Raw genomic sequence first — 15,346 nt, forward strand, 5'->3', positions numbered from 1 at the left:
TGCGGTGGTGCGGTGGTTCGTGCGGTGGTGCGGTGCAGCGCTGGGTGGTGCGTGTTCCGGGTGTTCAGTTGATCTTGTTCGTGCCACGTGGAACGGGCGAGGCCAGCCTACCGCCGGGGTGGCGGGGGCGCGGCCCGGCCGGGCCGGGGTGAGCGGTGGGTTCGGAGGGGGTGGGCGAGGGGTGGGCAGTGGGGGCAACGGGGGGTGGGGTGCGCCTGCGGCGGGGCTGTTCCCCTCCCCGCCCCTTCCCGTAACCGGGGCTCCGCCCCGGACCCCGCTCCTCAAACGCCGGAGGGGCTGGATTTGCCCCGGGACGGCCGGAAGGTGAAACCAGGAGGGAGGTGCCCGGGGAGAGGCCCGATGGTGCGGCAGAGGGCTGGATTCGCCCCGGGACACTCCGGAAAGTGCGGCAAGAGGGCTGGATTCGCCCCGGGAGAAGCTGGAAGGCGCGCCGGAGCGGCTGGAAGGGCGCCGGAAGGGCGTTGGAATTGCCCCGGAGGGCGCCGGAAGGGCTGGGGAGGGCGCCGGAAGGGTCGGGGAGAGGCGGCGGGCAGTCGGAGGGAAGGCGGAAGGTCAGCTGGGCTGCCTGCGGATCAGGGTCAGGACCTCGTCGCGTACCGCCGTCATCGTTTCCTCGTCGCCGGCCTCGACGTTCAGGCGCAGCAGCGGCTCCGTGTTCGAGGGGCGGAGGTTGAACCACCAGTCCGGGGAGGTGACCGTGAGGCCGTCCAGGTCGTCGGTGGTCACGTTCTCGCGGGTGGCGAAGGCGGTCCGGACGTCTGCTGTGCGGGCCTGCTGGTCATCGACCGTGGAGTTGATCTCGCCCGAGTCTGTGTAGCGGTCGTACTGGGCCACCAGCGCCGACAGGGGCTCCTCCTGGCCGCCCAGGGCGGCCAGGACGTGGAGGGCGGCGAGCATGCCCGTATCGGCGTTCCAGAAGTCGCGGAAGTAGTAGTGCGCCGAGTGCTCGCCGCCGAAGATCGCGCCGTGTGCGGCCATCTCCGCCTTGATGAAGGAGTGGCCGACCCGGGTGCGGACCGGGGTGCCGCCGTGTTCGCGTACGACCTCCGGGACCGAGAGGGAGGAGATCAGGTTGTGGATGACCGTGCCCCGGCCGCCGTTGCGGGCCAGTTCCCTGGCCGCGACCAGGGCGGTGATCGCCGACGGGGAGACGCCCGCCCCGCGCTCGTCCACGACGAAGCAGCGGTCCGCGTCGCCGTCGAAGGCCAGGCCGAGGTCGGCTCCCTCGGACACCACCCGGGCCTGGAGGTCGACGATGTTCGCGGGGTCGAGCGGGTTGGCCTCGTGGTTCGGGAACGTACCGTCCAGTTCGAAGTACATCGGGACGAGTTCGAGCCGCAGACCTGCGAAGACCGTCGGGACCGTGTGGCCGCCCATGCCGTTGCCCGCGTCCACGACCACCTTCAGGGGGCGGATCGTGGTCAGGTCGACGAGGGACAGCAGGTGGGTGGCGTAGTCGGTGAGGGTGTCGCGTTCGGTGACCGTGCCGGGGGTGGTGGCCGGTGGCGGTGCGCCGGTCGTCGACCACTTCTCGACCAGGGTGCGGATCTCGGCGAGGCCGGTGTCCTGGCCCACCGGTGCGGCACCTGCCCGGCACATCTTGATGCCGTTGTACCGCGCCGGGTTGTGCGAGGCCGTGAACATCGCGCCCGGCAGGTCCAGTGACCCCGACGCGTAGTACAGCTGGTCGGTCGAGCAGAGACCGATCATGGTGACGTCGGCTCCGCGGGCCGCCGCGCCCCGGGCGAAGGCTCCCGACAGGGCGGGGGACGTGGGGCGCATGTCATGGCCGATGACGATCGCGTCCGCGGCGGTCACCTCGACGAACGCCGCCCCGAACAGCTCGGCCATCGCCTCGTCCCACTGATCGGGCACGACTCCGCGCACGTCGTAGGCCTTCACGAGCTGCGACAGATCTGCGGTCACGGGCCGGTCCTCCTGAGGTTTCTTCGGACCGCCAAACTACCCGGCGGCCCGGAACGCCTCACGCTCCGGGCGGCGGCCGCTCAGGAGTCGGGGGAGCGCAGGACCCGCAGGTGGCCTCTGCGGCCGACCTCCATCGGGTCCGCGGTGCGCGGGCCGCCGCCCCTGGAGCCGTCGGCACGGTCCTGGGGACGCGCGGCCTCCCGTACGGCATTGGCCAGCGCTTCGAGGTCGTCGCCGCTGGGGCGGGCGGGCGCGGAGGGGTCGGAGAGCCGGACGACCTCCCAGCCACGGGGCGCGGTCAGGCGCTCGCTGTGCTCGGCACAGAGGTCGTAGCAATGGGGCTCGGCGTAGGTGGCGAGCGGGCCGAGGACCGCAGTCGAGTCGGCATAGACGTACGTCAGTGTCGCGACGGCAGGGCGGCCGCACGCGGTGCGCGAACAGCGACGTACAGGGCTCACGATGTTGGACGGTACCGCACTCTTGAGCGGGCTGCGACGACTCTCCCCCGGCTCACCCCACCGTGTCGCACTGTGAGCTCGGGCACAGACTCTTCCCTGGCAACTCCCCTGACCTGCGCTGGAGGAGAGGGGCCCAGGTCATGGCGGCCACGATTCCGGTCACCACTCGATGCAAAACCTGTCACACGGCAGGGAATCAGCGATCACCAGCTGGGCCTGAAACGGGTCGTCCCATGGCCGGATCGGTCAGGAACGATCAAGCCGGTTCCCGCCCGGTCAGCCCCGGGCCGCTCGTCCGCCCGGGGGTTACGCTGCGTCAGTGATGGACAGTCCCGTACCGCCCCGCCCGTCCGAGCCCCGACCTCGGCGCCGAGACCGACACGGCCGCGGCATGCGCGGCCCCGTCGCCCCGCCCCAGGTGCCGCTGTCGGCCAGCAGGGCGGACAGTTTCCGCGATCTGGTGCAGGACTCGGTGGAGCGGCTGGAACGACGCTGGCCGCAACTGGCCGAGGTCGACTTCGTGGTCCTCGACGTGCCGGGGACGTCGGAGGAGACCGTGCCGCTGGGAAGCGCGTTGCCCGCGGAGAAGGAACGGCCGGCGCAGATCGTCATCTACCGGCGCCCGGTCGAGATCCGCACCAAGAACCGTGACGAGCGTGCGCTGCTGGTGCACGAGGTCGTGGTCGAGCAGGTCGCGGAGCTGCTCGGACTCTCGCCCGAGTCGGTCGATCCCCGGTACGGGCAGGAGTAGGCGGCCGCAGGCGGGTGGGGGCGGGCCGGTTTCCGGCCCGCCCCCACCCGCCTGCGGTGTCAGTCGTCCAGGACCGACAGGTCCTGTTCGGCGGCCGGTACCTCGACCGTTCCACGGTCGTCGGGCAGCGTCTGCACCGTGAACATCGGGATGCCGTCCATCGGGACCGTCAGCGTGCGGGCGGCGTGGACCGGGCCGCCCGACTGCGTCTCGACGGTCAGCGCGTACGTGCCCTTGAGCCCCGCCGGCACCGGCGGGGCGACCGCGAGGGTCGTACCGGCGGCCACCTTGTACGTCTTGCTGACCGGGGTGCCGCCCTTGCTGCCCGCTGACGCCGTGACCTTCACGGTGCCGGCGGCGCCGGGGGCGGTGAGCGAGAGGACCGATCCCTTCGCCCGGTTGTCCGCGGCGGTCGCCTGCGCGCCCACCGGGCCCGTCGCCGGGATGTAGCCGACCTCCTGCTTGTCGCCCTTGCCGCGGACCACCCGCAGAGCGGCCACCACCGGGGTGGCCTTGCCTTCCTGGGGGGTCAGGAGCAGGGAGCCCGGCTCGCCCCGGGTCAGGGCCTTCAGGTCGACGCCGGCGGTCATCTGCGACTTGACGTGGAGTTCCTCGTGACCCGCCGGTGAGATCGCGCCCGTCTTGCCGAGCAGTTTCACCGTGAGGTCGGCGTCGTCCTCGCCGGGGGCGAAGGCCACCAGCCGCACCGAGGTCGCGTCCGCCGGGATACCGGGCAGGACCAGGGTGCCCGTCGGCTCGGTGGAGGCGGCGAGCCAGTCGCTGCCGCTCTTGTCGTCGGCGGTCCTGACGACCGCCCCGACGCGTCCGCTCCGGGTGGTGACGTGGACGGTCACATCGTCCTCGGCCTTGCTGGTCAGCGTCGAGATGAGGACGCGGATACCGGACCGGGCGGGCACCGTGATGTCTTCGCCCACCTCGGACTTGAGCGGGCCCTCCGGACCGTACAGCTCGATGTCGGCGACGGCGGCGGTGTCGTCCGGGTTGGTGAGGTGGACGTAGTCCTCGCGGGACTTCGCCGTACTCGCGGCCGGGAACCAGAAGTCGGTGTCGGGCACGGTGCAGCCGACCCCGAGCAGCCCTCGGGAGTCGCCCGCCTCGACGGTGGTGGTCTGCTGGGCGGTCCAGCCGGGGGCCAGCCGGCCCGTGGCGGTGCCGACGAGGGCCGGGGCGTCCGCGCCGGACACCTCGGCGGTCGCCGGCTTGCCGGGCTCCTTGAGGAGGACGACCGGCTTGTCCGGGTCCGCCTTCCCGGTCTTCTTGTCCTTGTCCTTCGCGGTGTCCTTGGCCACGTCCTTGACGGCCGTGGACAGGAGTTCGGCCGTACCGGCCGGTCCGGCGGCCGCACCGCTCTTCGCCGCCGGGGTGAAGGAGGTGTACTCCGTCTCCGCGAGGTCGGACAGGCCCGGGGCCGGGCAGAGCAGGCTGGAGCGTTCGACGGGCAGCCGGGTGGCGGCCTTCGCCGTCGTCGTACCTCCACCGTCCGGCGCGGTGACCGCGGCGAATCCGGTGACGGCGGCGAGGGCGACGGCCCCGGCGATGAGGGACAGGCTGGTGGACTTCACTCGGACTCGCCTCGCGATGCGTTACGGGTCGGCCACGGGTTCTGGCCCGGGGCCGGGTTCCCGTCGGGGTTCTCGTCGGGGTTCTGCGGGTCGTACGCGCCCTGCTCGCCGTAGGCGCCCTGGGTGCCGTACTGACCCGTGCCGTACTGGCCGGCGTCGTAGGGGGCGTTGTTGCCGTACTGACCGTCGGGGGCGTACTGACCGCTGTTGTCCTGCGGGAGACTGCCGTACTGGCCCTGGGCGTACGGGGGGTACTCGCCCTGCTGCTGCGGGTAGCCGTATGCCTCGTAGCCCGCGGCGCCGTCAGGCTGCTGCTGCGCGGCACCGTACTGGCCGTCCTCGTACTGACCCTCCTGGTACGGGCTTTCCTGGTACTGGCCTTCCTGGTACTGGCCTTCCTGGTACTGCGGGTAGTCGGCGCCCTGGTACTGCCGGCCGTCCCATTCCCCGTACTGCTGCTGCGGCACCGCCGCGTACTGGCCGGTGTCGCCGTCGGCCTGCTGGGGGACGAAGACGTCCTGCCCGGCGTCGGTGCCGAGCGGCTCCTGCCCGTCGGGCAGGCCGGTCTGCTGGGCGGGGAAGTGGTCCGCCCGCTCCCCCGCGGCCACGGGCTCGCCGCCGTCGAGGTTCTCGACGTCGTCGCCCTCGCCCTCCGCCAGCGCGGCCGCTCGCAGCCTGCGGGCCCGGCGCCCCTCACCGGCGACCGGCTCGGCGGGGACCGGTGCGTCCTCCTCGGGCAGGTCGTCGTCGATCTCCCGGCGGCGGCCCGGCAGGGCCAGGACCAGGAGGACCACGGTGAGCGCGGCCTGGATCCAGATCCACACGGAGTGCGTGAAGGGCGTCTCGTACGTGAGGTCGAGCTTGCCGCCCCCGGTGGGGAGCTCGAAGCCCTGCGCCCAGCCGTCGACGGTCTTGCGGGTCAGCGGCCGTCCGTCGAGCGTGGCCTGCCAGCCCGGGTCGGCGGCCTCGGCGATCCGCAGCACCCGGCCCGCGCCGCCCGGCTCGATCTCGGTGTGCGCCTCGACGGGCTCGGAGCCCACCGGGAGCTGCTCGTCGGCGGCTGCCGCCGGGACGATCATGATCCGGGCGACCTGGCGGTCCACCTGCCAGAGCGCGCTGCCGTCCAGCTGACTGAGGCGCCTGAGGCCGGGGGTCGCGTCGAGGACGCGGCTCATCTGCTTCGGCGCCCCGTCCCGGACGAGGACGTAGCGGATCGCGAAGCTGCGGAGCTGGCTGCCCTGGTCGGCGCCGGAGCCCGCGACCAGGTTGGCGACGACCTTGTCGAGGTGGCTGTTGCCCTCGCCCGCCGCGGCCAGTTCGGCATCGCCCAGCCGCGCGCCGGAGCCACGGATCAGGGTGTACGCGACGGAGCTGGGCGAGGTGCCGCCGAGCACCAGGGTGCGCGGCTGGTCCCGGGTGCCGCTCTCCTCGGCGACGAACGCGGGCACCTGCACCGGGTCGCGGCGCTCCAGGGGCCCCGCGGCGCCGCCGATCATCCAGCCGGCGGCGGCCAGCACGGGGGCCACCCCGGCGGCCAGCGCGATCAGGACGGCGACCGGCTGACGCCAGCCGAAGCTGAGCTCGGCGACGCGGATCCGGGCACCGTCCGCGCCGACCAGCGCGGCGGCGATGAGCGCGGCGCCGTAGACGAGGGTGGCCGGTCCGGCCCAGCCGGATCCGTTGGCGAGCCCCGCGAAGGCCAGGGCCACCAGGGCCACGACCCAGGCGGTCCGGGCGGCGAACTGCCGCTCCCCGCGCAGCAGCGCGGCCAGGGCCGCGAGCACGACGCCGAGGAGCAGGACGCCGCCGGCCGCCTTGGGGCCACCGGGGCTGATGCCGAGGAGGTCCAGAGCGGAGGCCGAGCCCGAACCGGTCTCCAGCCCCGCTTCCTTCAGGAAGGACGAGGGGCTCGTCAGGAGCGACAGCGACCAGGGCGCGAGAACCAGCAGCGGAGTGCCGACCGCGGCGAGGAAGCGGAGGCCGTAGGCCGTGATGTCGCCCCGGCGCAGCGCCAGCACGCCGATGCCGAGGACCACGGCGAGCGGCCAGACGATGGGGGTGAACGCCATCGCGAGGGTGAGCAGCAGGGTGTACGCCCAGGTGGCGCGCCAGCTGCCGCGGCTGTCGCCGCCGCCGCTCCGCATGCCGTGCGCGGAGACGGCCGCACGGGCGATCAGCGGGAGCAGGACGGCGAGGACGGCGGTGCCGAGGCGGCCGGTCGCCAGGGCGCCGGTCGCGGCGGGCAGGAAGGCGTACGCGACGCTGGCCCAGGCCCGCAGCAGCCGGGAGGGGAGCAGCGGCCGGGAGACGAAGTAGGCGGTGAGTCCGGCGAGCGGGACCGAGCAGACCAGCAGCAGGGTCAGAGCGAAGCCGGTGGAGCCGAGGAACAGCCCGGACAGGGCCGAGATGACGGCCAGGTAGGGCGGTGCGGTCTGGGTGCCGCCGGTGCCGACGGTGTGCCATCCGTCCGCGTAGCGGCCCCACAGGTCGGAGACGTCGCCGGGTGCGGGCAGCAGGACGCCGCCGGCCAGGGCGCCGCCGCCGAGGAGGCTGCGGCAGGCGACCAGTGAGACGAGGAGCAGGAGGGCGAAGAGCACCGGGCCCGGCTTGCGGCCGACGCGCTTCAGCCTGGCGAACTGGTCGATCTCCAGGAAGTCGGCGTCGTCGCCGCCCGGGCCGGATTCGACGGCTCCGTGGCGCGAGCCGCCGGACTCGGGCTCCGCGCCGCCGCCGAAGTTCCCGGCGACCTGTTCGACCGTCGCGCGGACGGTGGCGCCGGGTGGGGGGAAGAGCCCGCGCAGTTCGGCCGGGTCGACGGCCCCCTTGCCGCGGTGGCGCCGGGCGGCGAGGATCCGGCCGGGGCGCAGCAGGGTGCCGAGGAGGCCGGTGACCTCGTCGAGTGCCTGGCCGGGCACCTTGCCGACGAGGTAGGCGAGCGTACGCAGCAGGGTGCCGAGCACGAGCCTGAGCAGTACCCAGGGCAGCCGTTTGCCGGGGGCGTTGACGAGCATGGTGTAGACGGCGCCGGCCTTGTCGACGCGGTGCGGGCTGGAGACCGAACGGCCGGCGCAGTCGATGGGGCGGCGTTCGCGGGCGGAGGCCTCGGCGTGCCGGAGGACGGCGTCGGGGGCGACCAGCACCCGGTGTCCCGCCATGTGGGCGCGCCAGCACAGGTCGACGTCGTCGCGCATCAGGGGCAGTCTGCGGTCGAAGCCGCCGAGCTCCTCCCAGACGTCCCGGCGGATCAGCATGCCCGCGGTGGAGACGGACAGGACGGTGCGGACCTGGTCGTGCTGGCCCTGGTCCTGCTCGCGCCGGTCGAGGCCGGTCCAGCGGCGTCCGCTGTTGGCGATCGAGACGCCGACTTCGAGGAGCTGCCTGCGGTCGTACCAGCCGCGGAGTTTGGGGCCGACGATCGCGGCGTGCTGGTCGCCGTCGACGACGCGCAGCATCTCGGCGAGGGCGTCGGGTTCGGGTGCGCAGTCGTCGTGGAGCAGCCAGAGCCACTGCACCGGTTCGCCGTGCGGCAGGTCCGGCAGGTCGTAGGCGTCGTCGCGCCAGGACCTGGTGACGGGGTCCCAGCCGCTGGGGCGCTTCAGGTACGGCAGGTCGTCCGGAGTCAGGACGCCGGCGGTGCGGCTCGCCTCCTCGACGGCCGTGCCGAAGCCCGTACGCCGCGCGAGGTGCAGGACGCGGTCGGCGCCGAGCGCCTCGGTGACCAGGCGCGCGGAGTCGTCGGCGCTGCCGGTGTCGGCGGCGACGACGTTCTGTACGGGGCGTTCCTGCCCGAGCAGCCCGGCGAGCACGTCGGGCAGCCAGCGTGCGCCGTCGTGGGAGACGAGCACGGCGGTGACGACGTGCCGGGGGAACTCTGGGGCGGCGGCGGCCGCGTACGGCGCCGTTGCTTGGCTGTGCACGGACATCGAGGTACGGGCCCTCCGGCCGGGTCCGGGGGACGTCCCCCGGGGGCTGCATCGGTGTACACGCGCGCCCTGTCGGGTCGTTGGCGCGTCTCGGACGGGGCCCCACACTAACGGTACGGATAACCGGGGTGGCGCGGAGCGGTTGAACGAGAGCGGCGGCACAGCGGTGGAGGGCGGTCGGCGCCCGGGCCCGGCACGGCGACGCAGGGTGCCGGGGGCGGGAAACCGGAGGTGGGAAACCGGAGGTGCGGCAGCAGGACGTCGGGGGTACGGCAGCGGCGGGGCCCGGGGGTACGGCAATGGCCCGCCGCCTGCGGGCAGGGTGCAGGCGGCGGGCCATGGGCGGCTCAGGTCCGGGGAGCGGCCCGATCCCCGGGGTGTTTCTCGCGGCCGGCCTGCGGGCCGGGGGCGTTTCGCGGAGGGGGCCGGGTCAGACCGCGGCCTTCTTGAGGCGCCGTCGCTCTCGCTCGGAAAGACCGCCCCAGATGCCGAATCGTTCGTCCTTGGAAAGGGCGTACTCCAGGCATTCGGACCGGACTTCACAGGCGAGGCAGACCTTCTTGGCCTCGCGGGTGGATCCGCCCTTCTCGGGGAAGAAGGACTCGGGATCGGTCTGGGCGCACAGTGCGCGCTCCTGCCAGCCGAGTTCCTCGTCCGCGTCCTCGACCAGCAGTTGCTGGAACAGCTCGGTCATGTGCGCCCCTCGTCTGTTTCTTGCGTCCCCGTGATGCGGCCGTTATCGAATCGGCCGAACGACACGAGTGAAATTACAAGTGTGTAGCTTCGGGCCAGTCAAGCTCAGATCTGCTATTGGACCCGGTATTCACTCTGCGGAACCAAGCGTATGCGTAAAGTGTTCAAATCACCAAAAACCTGACATATGCCAGAGGTTTCGTCACGCTCTCGCCCGCCACAGGGAAGAACTCCCGGGAGGGCGCACACGTTGCGATTCGATCACTGAAGCGATCAAGATCACAGTCGGGTCACAGGGGCTCGACCACGTTTGATGCGGCGGTTGTTGCGCCATGTCTCCGGTGCGGGAGGTGCATAAACCTTTCTCCGCATGGAGTAACCGGATGAGGTGAAACATTGCCCCCAAATCGGGCATTGGGTTGACAGTCGGCGATTCTCCGGCTCTCCTTGATGTCATGCCAGCGACCTCAGCCATGCGCACCACCCACATCCGTGGGTTCCGCAGCGCTGTCCAGGCCCGCTGTTGCTGTTCCAGCTGTCTCAGCTGTTGAAGCCCCCGCGCTCCAGCCCGACACAGCTCCTCCCGGACCTCCGGGCCCTCCCCCACGCGGCTTCCCGCCTCTGCGGTCACCCGGTCCCCCAGGTCCTGCGACACCCCTGCATCCGCACAGCACCACTTGCACCCCTGCCGAGGAACCACCGCACCCATGAACAGCGACAGCGACCTCCAGATCGCCGGCGACCTCCTTGAGGTCCAGCACCTCCTGCGCCCCGCCCGCGAGCACCCCTCCACCGTCGCGGAATTCGTCGGGCTCGCCCGCGCCATCGCCGCCGACCGCTCCCAGTGGGCCCACCTGGTCCAGTACGACGCCACCACCCGCTGGTACCACCGACTCCGCACCGGACCCGGCTACGAGATCTGGCTGCTCAGCTGGGTCCCCGGCCAGGGCAGCGGCCTGCACGACCACGGGCCGTCCTCCGGCGTACTCACCGTGCTGGAAGGCGAACTGACCGAACGTACGGACCGCGGCCGGCGGAATCTGGATGCCGGTGCCCAGCGGGTCTTCGCCCCCGGCTACGTCCACGAAGTGGCCAACGACTCCCTGGAACCGGCCGTCAGCCTGCACGTCTACTACCCGGGCCTGACCGACATGCCGATGCACGCCACCCAGTGCGCGGCGGCCGTGGCCCTCTGAGGCCCGCCGCCAACAACCGTCCCCCGCCACCACCCACAAGGATCAGGCTTCGCCTGACAGTCCCACCCGTCACCCACCACCACCCCGACAACGATCAGGCTTCGCCTGACAGACTGTTTCGCATGCGCATTGTGGTTCTGGCCGGCGGTATCGGTGGTGCTCGTTTTCTGCGTGGCCTCAAGGAGGCCGCGCCCGACGCGGACATCACGGTGATCGGCAACACCGGTGACGACATCCATCTGTTCGGCCTCAAGGTCTGCCCCGACCTCGACACCGTGATGTACACCCTCGGCGGTGGCATCAACGAGGAGCAGGGCTGGGGCCGTACCGACGAGAGCTTCCACGTCAAGGAGGAACTCGCGGCGTACGGCGTCGGCCCCGAGTGGTTCGGGCTCGGCGACCGTGACTTCGCCACCCACATCGTCCGCACGCAGATGCTCGGCGCGGGCTATCCGCTGAGCGCCGTCACCGAGGCGCTCTGCGCCCGCTGGAAGCCGGGGGTCCGGCTGCTGCCGATGTCCGACGACCGGGTCGAGACGCATGTGGCGGTCGACGTCGACGGCGAGAGCCGCGCCATCCACTTCCAGGAGTACTGGGTGAAGCTGCGCGCCTCCGTCCCCGCGCAGGCGATCGTGCCCGTCGGCGCCGAGCAGGCGAAGCCGGCACCGGGCGTCCTGGAGGCCCTCGCGGAGACCGACGTCATCCTCTTCCCGCCGTCAAACCCTGTGGTGTCCGTCGGGACGATCCTCGCCGTGCCCGGGATCCGGGAGGCCATCGCCGAGGCCGGAGTGCCGGTTGTCGGCCTCTCCCCCATCGTCGGTGACGCACCCGTGCGCGGGATGGCGGACAAGGTACTCGCCGCGGTGGGCGTCGAGTCGACGGCAGCGGCCGTCGCCCAGCACTACGGGTCCGGGCTTCTCGACGGCTGGCTCGTCGACACCGTGGACGCGGGTGCGGTGGACGAGGTGGAGGCGGCGGGCATCCGCTGCCGTTCCGTCCCGCTGATGATGACCGATGCCGCCGCGACCGCCGCGATGGCACGGCAGGCGCTGGCGCTTGCCGAGGAGGTACGGGGATGAGCGCCGCCGAGCCGGACGCCACGCCGTCCTACCGGGTGTGGGCGCTGCCCGGGATGCCCGAGGTGCGGGCCGGGGACGACCTCGCGAAACTGATCGCCGCCACCGAGCCGGGTCTTGCCGACGGTGACGTGCTGCTCGTCACCTCGAAGATCGTCTCCAAGGCCGAGGGCCGGATCGTCGAGGCCACCGACCGGGAGGCGGCGATCGACGCCGAGACGGTACGGGTGGTGGCGCGGCGCGGCACGCTGCGCATCGTGGAGAACCGGCAGGGCCTGGTGATGGCCGCCGCCGGGGTCGACGCGTCGAACACCCCCGCCGGGACGGTCCTACTGCTGCCCGAGGACCCTGACGCCTCGGCGCGGGCGATCAGGCAGGGGCTGCGGGACACGCTCGGCGTCGATGTCGGTGTCGTCGTCACGGACACCTTCGGGCGGCCGTGGCGCAACGGGCTGACCGATGTCGCGATCGGCGCGGCCGGGGTGCGGGTGCTGGACGATCTGCGGGGCGGCAGCGACGCGTACGGCAATCCGCTGAGCGCGACCGTGGTCGCCACCGCGGACGAGCTGGCCTCGGCCGGTGACCTGGTCAAGGGCAAGGCGGACGGGCTGCCCGTCGCGGTCGTGCGGGGGCTCGGACATGTCATGGACCCGGCCGATGCCGACGGGGCCCGCGCGATGGTGCGGGTCGCGGCCGACGACATGTTCCGGCTGGGCACGTCCGAAGCGGTGCGGGAGGCGGTGACCCAGCGGCGTACGGTCCGCGAGTTCACCGACGAGCCGGTGGACCCGGGGGCGGTGCGGCGTGCGGTGGCCGCGGCGGTGACGGCGCCCGCGCCGCATCACACGACGCCGTGGCGGTTCGTGCTGCTGGAGTCGCCGGAGTCCCGGACCCGGCTGCTGGACGCGATGCGGGACGCGTGGATCGCGGACCTGCGGCGGGACGGCAAGAGCGAGGAGTCGATCGCGCGGCGGGTGAAGCGGGGCGATGTGCTGCGCCGGGCGCCGTATCTGGTGGTGCCGTGCATGGTGATGGACGGCTCCCACACGTACGGGGACGCGCGGCGGGACGGGGCGGAGCGCGAGATGTTCGTGGTCGCCGCGGGCGCCGGCATCCAGAACTTCCTGGTGGCGCTGGCGGGCGAGCGGCTGGGCTCGGCGTGGGTGTCCTCGACGATGTTCTGCCGGGACGTCGTGCGGGAGGTGCTGTCGTTGCCCGCGTCGTGGGATCCGCTGGGCGCGGTGGCCGTGGGGCGGGCGGTGGAGGCGCCGACGCCTCGTGCGGGGCGCGATGCGGAGGGGTTTGTCGCGGTGCGGTGAGGCGGTGGCCTGTGCGGTGTGGTTTCGGGGCGCTGCCCCGGACCCCGGTCCTCAATCGCCGGACGGGCTTGAATGGGCCGCCCCAGTCCGCGAAGCAACCCGGACAGGCCTGATTTGGCCGCCCCGGACCGCGAAAGAAGTCGGGCAGGGCCGATGGGGGGGCGCCCAGGTCCGGCCGGCGAGCCGGGCGGCCTTCTACAGGCGGGCGATGTTGCGCGGTTGCATGCGGGGGGCGCGGCGGGGTGGGGTGTTGTCCGAGAGCATGATCAGGCGGGTGGCCCGGTGGCGTTGGCCCTCGTACGGGGCGAGCAGGGTCAGCATCTCCTCGTCGTCGGCGTTCCGGTTGCCGGCCAGCGCGTGGCCGACGATGCCGGGCAGGTGGAGGTCGCCGACCGTCACCGCGTCCGCCGCGCCGTTCGCCCGCTGGAGGGTCTCGGCGGCCGTCCAGGGGCCGATGCCGGGGATCGCCTGGAGACGGGTCATGGCCTCGGGCAGGGCCATGGCGGACGCCTCCTCCATGCGGCGGGCCACCCGGACCGCGCGCAGGATCGTCGCCGAGCGCTTGCTGTCCACGCCCGCGCGGTGCCACTCCCAGGACGGGATCAGCGACCAGGTGCGGGCGTCCGGCATGACGTAGAGGCCGTACTCCTGAGGGCCCGGCGCCGGCTCTCCGTACGTACGGACCAGCAGCCGCCAGGCGCGGTACGCCTCGTCCGTGGTGACCTTCTGCTCCAGCACCGACGGGATCAGGGACTCCAGCACCAGGCCGGTGCGCAGCAGTCGCAGGCCCGGGCGGCGGTGGTGGGTCAGGGCGAGCAGCCGGTGGCGCGGGGTGAAGGCCTCCGGCTCGTCCGACGCGCCGAGCAGGGTCGGCAGCTGGTCCAGCAGCCAGGACGCACCGGGCCCCCAGGCCGCGGCCTCGATCCGGCTGTCGCGGGCGACGACGTGGAGGGTGCCGGGGCCCGCGGGGGTGCGGCTGGCCCGGCGGACGGAGCCGTCCGCGGACATCCGGAACGTGGGGTCGGCGGGGCCACGGCGCAGCGGGCCGAGGACGAGCCGCAGGTCGAGCGGGCCCGTCGGGGTCCAGTCGCGGGTCAGCGGCGCCGGAACGGGCGTCGCCGCCGCCTGGTGCGGGACGGCCGCGCGCGGGGCGCTGCGTGGAGCGAATCGTCCTGCCACGAATGAGGTCCTCGGTAGTCGGGGGTGCCTGTCGAGGGTACGGCGGATTCCGGCCACTCGGGGAGTCCACGGCGGAGTGGCCGGGCCGGTCATTCGTCCGAGGAGAACCGCACCGAGGCGGCGGGCAGGTGCGCCCCGCACCAGATGCGGACGCCGTCGCGCAGTTCGTTGTCGGCGCCGACCTTGGCCCCGTCGCCGACGACCGCGCCCACCAGCACCGTACGGCTGCCGATTCTGGCCCCGGCTCCGACCATGGAGTCCGTGATCACGGCGCCCGGTTCGACGACGGCGCCCGCGAGCACGGTGGAGCCGTCGATCCTGGCGCCCGCGCCGATGACGGCGTCGGCGCCGATGACCGTACCGCCGGAGAGTTTCGCGTCGGGGGCGACGGAGGCGGTCGGCAGGACGAGGCGGTCGCCGCACCGGCCGGGGACGGCAGGGGACGGCGCGCGGCCGAGGACCAGGTCGGCGGAGCCGCGTATGAACGCCTGGGGAGTACCGAGATCCAGCCAGTACGTGGAGTCGACCATGCCCTGGAGGTGTGCGCCGTCGGCGAGGAGTCCGGGGAAGGTCTCGCGTTCCACGGAGACCGGGCGGCCTGCCGGGATGGTGTCGATGACCGATCTGCGGAAGATGTACGCCCCCGCGTTGATCTGGTCGGTGACGATCTCCTCGGGTGTCTGCGGCTTCTCCAGGAACGCGGTGACCCGGCCGGTGTCGTCCGTCGGTACGAGGCCGAAAGCGCGCGGGTCGTCGACCCGGGTCAGGTGGAGGGAGACGTCCGCTCCGGAGTCGGTGTGCGTGGTGACCAGGGCACGGATGTCGAGGCCGGTGAGGATGTCGCCGTTGAAGATGAGGACCGGTTCGTCCGGGCCCGAGGTGAGCCGCCGGGCGACGTTGCGGATGGCGCCGCCGGTGCCGAGCGGTTCGCGTTCGGTGACGTACTCGATGTGGAGGCCGAGCGACGAACCGTCACCGAAGTACGGCTCGAAGACCTCCGCCAGGTACGACGTCGCGAGGACGATGTGCTCGACCCCGGCGGCCCGGGCACGCGCCAGCTGGTGCGTGAGGAAGGGGACGCCCGCTGCCGGAACCATGGGTTTCGGAGTGTGCACCGTGAGCGGGCGCAGCCGGGTTCCCTTGCCGCCGACCAGGAGGATCGCTTCTTTTGCCTCTGTCACAGCACTGTCTCTGCTTCCTGCTGGGGCCGGGCCGACGAAC

Annotated in this window: 11 protein-coding genes; 4 read left to right on the forward strand and 7 right to left on the reverse strand. The window is 72.7% G+C overall.

Features of this window, described 5'->3' with window-relative positions; all coding sequences use genetic code 11:
* Positions 1-573: 573 nt before the first annotated feature.
* Together OG446_RS13845 and OG446_RS13850 are read right to left on the reverse strand one after the other, a co-directional pair.
* The gene (locus OG446_RS13845) at positions 574-1,947 is read right to left on the reverse strand and encodes a phosphomannomutase/phosphoglucomutase (protein WP_328894321.1); all 1,374 of its coding nucleotides are present in this window, start codon (positions 1,945-1,947) and stop codon (positions 574-576) included.
* 80 nt (positions 1,948-2,027) lie between these two features.
* Entirely contained in the window at positions 2,028-2,405 is a 378-nt protein-coding gene (locus OG446_RS13850) for a DUF3499 domain-containing protein (RefSeq protein WP_328894322.1), read from the reverse strand.
* A gap of 322 nt (positions 2,406-2,727) precedes the next feature.
* Here OG446_RS13850 and OG446_RS13855 point away from each other — a divergent pair, with 322 nt between their 5' ends.
* A complete protein-coding gene (locus tag OG446_RS13855; RefSeq protein ID WP_328894323.1) occupies positions 2,728-3,156 on the forward strand; it encodes a metallopeptidase family protein in 429 nt (142 codons plus the stop codon).
* Positions 3,157-3,215: 59 nt separating this feature from the next.
* Here the strand turns inward: OG446_RS13855 and OG446_RS13860 are convergent, their stop codons facing one another.
* From OG446_RS13860 to OG446_RS13870, 3 genes are all read right to left on the reverse strand, one after another.
* Positions 3,216-4,739, reverse strand: coding sequence for a DUF5719 family protein (locus OG446_RS13860; RefSeq protein WP_328894324.1), 1,524 nt, complete (start codon positions 4,737-4,739; stop codon positions 3,216-3,218).
* Complete coding sequence (locus tag OG446_RS13865) at positions 4,736-8,662, reverse strand: glycosyltransferase (protein WP_328894325.1); 3,927 nt, start codon at positions 8,660-8,662, stop codon at positions 4,736-4,738. The genes OG446_RS13860 and OG446_RS13865 overlap by 4 nt, the downstream gene beginning before the upstream one ends.
* Before the next feature lie 430 nt (positions 8,663-9,092).
* The gene (locus OG446_RS13870; protein ID WP_018103995.1) at positions 9,093-9,356 is read right to left on the reverse strand and encodes a WhiB family transcriptional regulator; all 264 of its coding nucleotides are present in this window, start codon (positions 9,354-9,356) and stop codon (positions 9,093-9,095) included.
* A 706-nt stretch (positions 9,357-10,062) separates the two neighbouring features.
* On the opposite strand from OG446_RS13870, the gene OG446_RS13875 reads away from it, so the two are divergent.
* The 3 genes from OG446_RS13875 to OG446_RS13885 all read left to right on the forward strand — a co-directional run bounded on the left by OG446_RS13875 (position 10,063) and on the right by OG446_RS13885 (position 12,946).
* The gene (locus tag OG446_RS13875) at positions 10,063-10,551 is read left to right on the forward strand and encodes a cysteine dioxygenase (RefSeq protein ID WP_328894326.1); all 489 of its coding nucleotides are present in this window, start codon (positions 10,063-10,065) and stop codon (positions 10,549-10,551) included.
* Positions 10,552-10,673: 122 nt separating this feature from the next.
* Entirely contained in the window at positions 10,674-11,630 is a 957-nt protein-coding gene (gene cofD / locus OG446_RS13880) for a 2-phospho-L-lactate transferase (protein WP_328894327.1), read from the forward strand.
* Positions 11,627-12,946, forward strand: coding sequence for a coenzyme F420-0:L-glutamate ligase (locus OG446_RS13885; protein WP_328894328.1), 1,320 nt, complete (start codon positions 11,627-11,629; stop codon positions 12,944-12,946). Before cofD ends, OG446_RS13885 begins: the two co-directional genes overlap by 4 nt.
* 195 nt (positions 12,947-13,141) lie before the next feature.
* Here OG446_RS13885 and OG446_RS13890 read toward each other — a convergent pair whose 3' ends face one another.
* Positions 13,142-14,125, reverse strand: a complete 984-nt coding sequence (locus OG446_RS13890) for a DNA-3-methyladenine glycosylase family protein (protein ID WP_328894329.1) — start codon at positions 14,123-14,125, stop codon at positions 13,142-13,144.
* 89 nt (positions 14,126-14,214) lie between these two features.
* Positions 14,215-15,306: an NDP-sugar synthase gene (locus OG446_RS13895; RefSeq protein ID WP_328894330.1), complete on the reverse strand. Its 1,092-nt coding sequence runs from the start codon at positions 15,304-15,306 to the stop codon at positions 14,215-14,217.
* Positions 15,307-15,346 lie beyond the last annotated feature (40 nt).

Source organism: Streptomyces sp. NBC_00236 (assembly GCF_036195045.1).
In the GTDB taxonomy this organism is placed as follows: Bacteria; Actinomycetota; Actinomycetes; order Streptomycetales; family Streptomycetaceae; genus Streptomyces.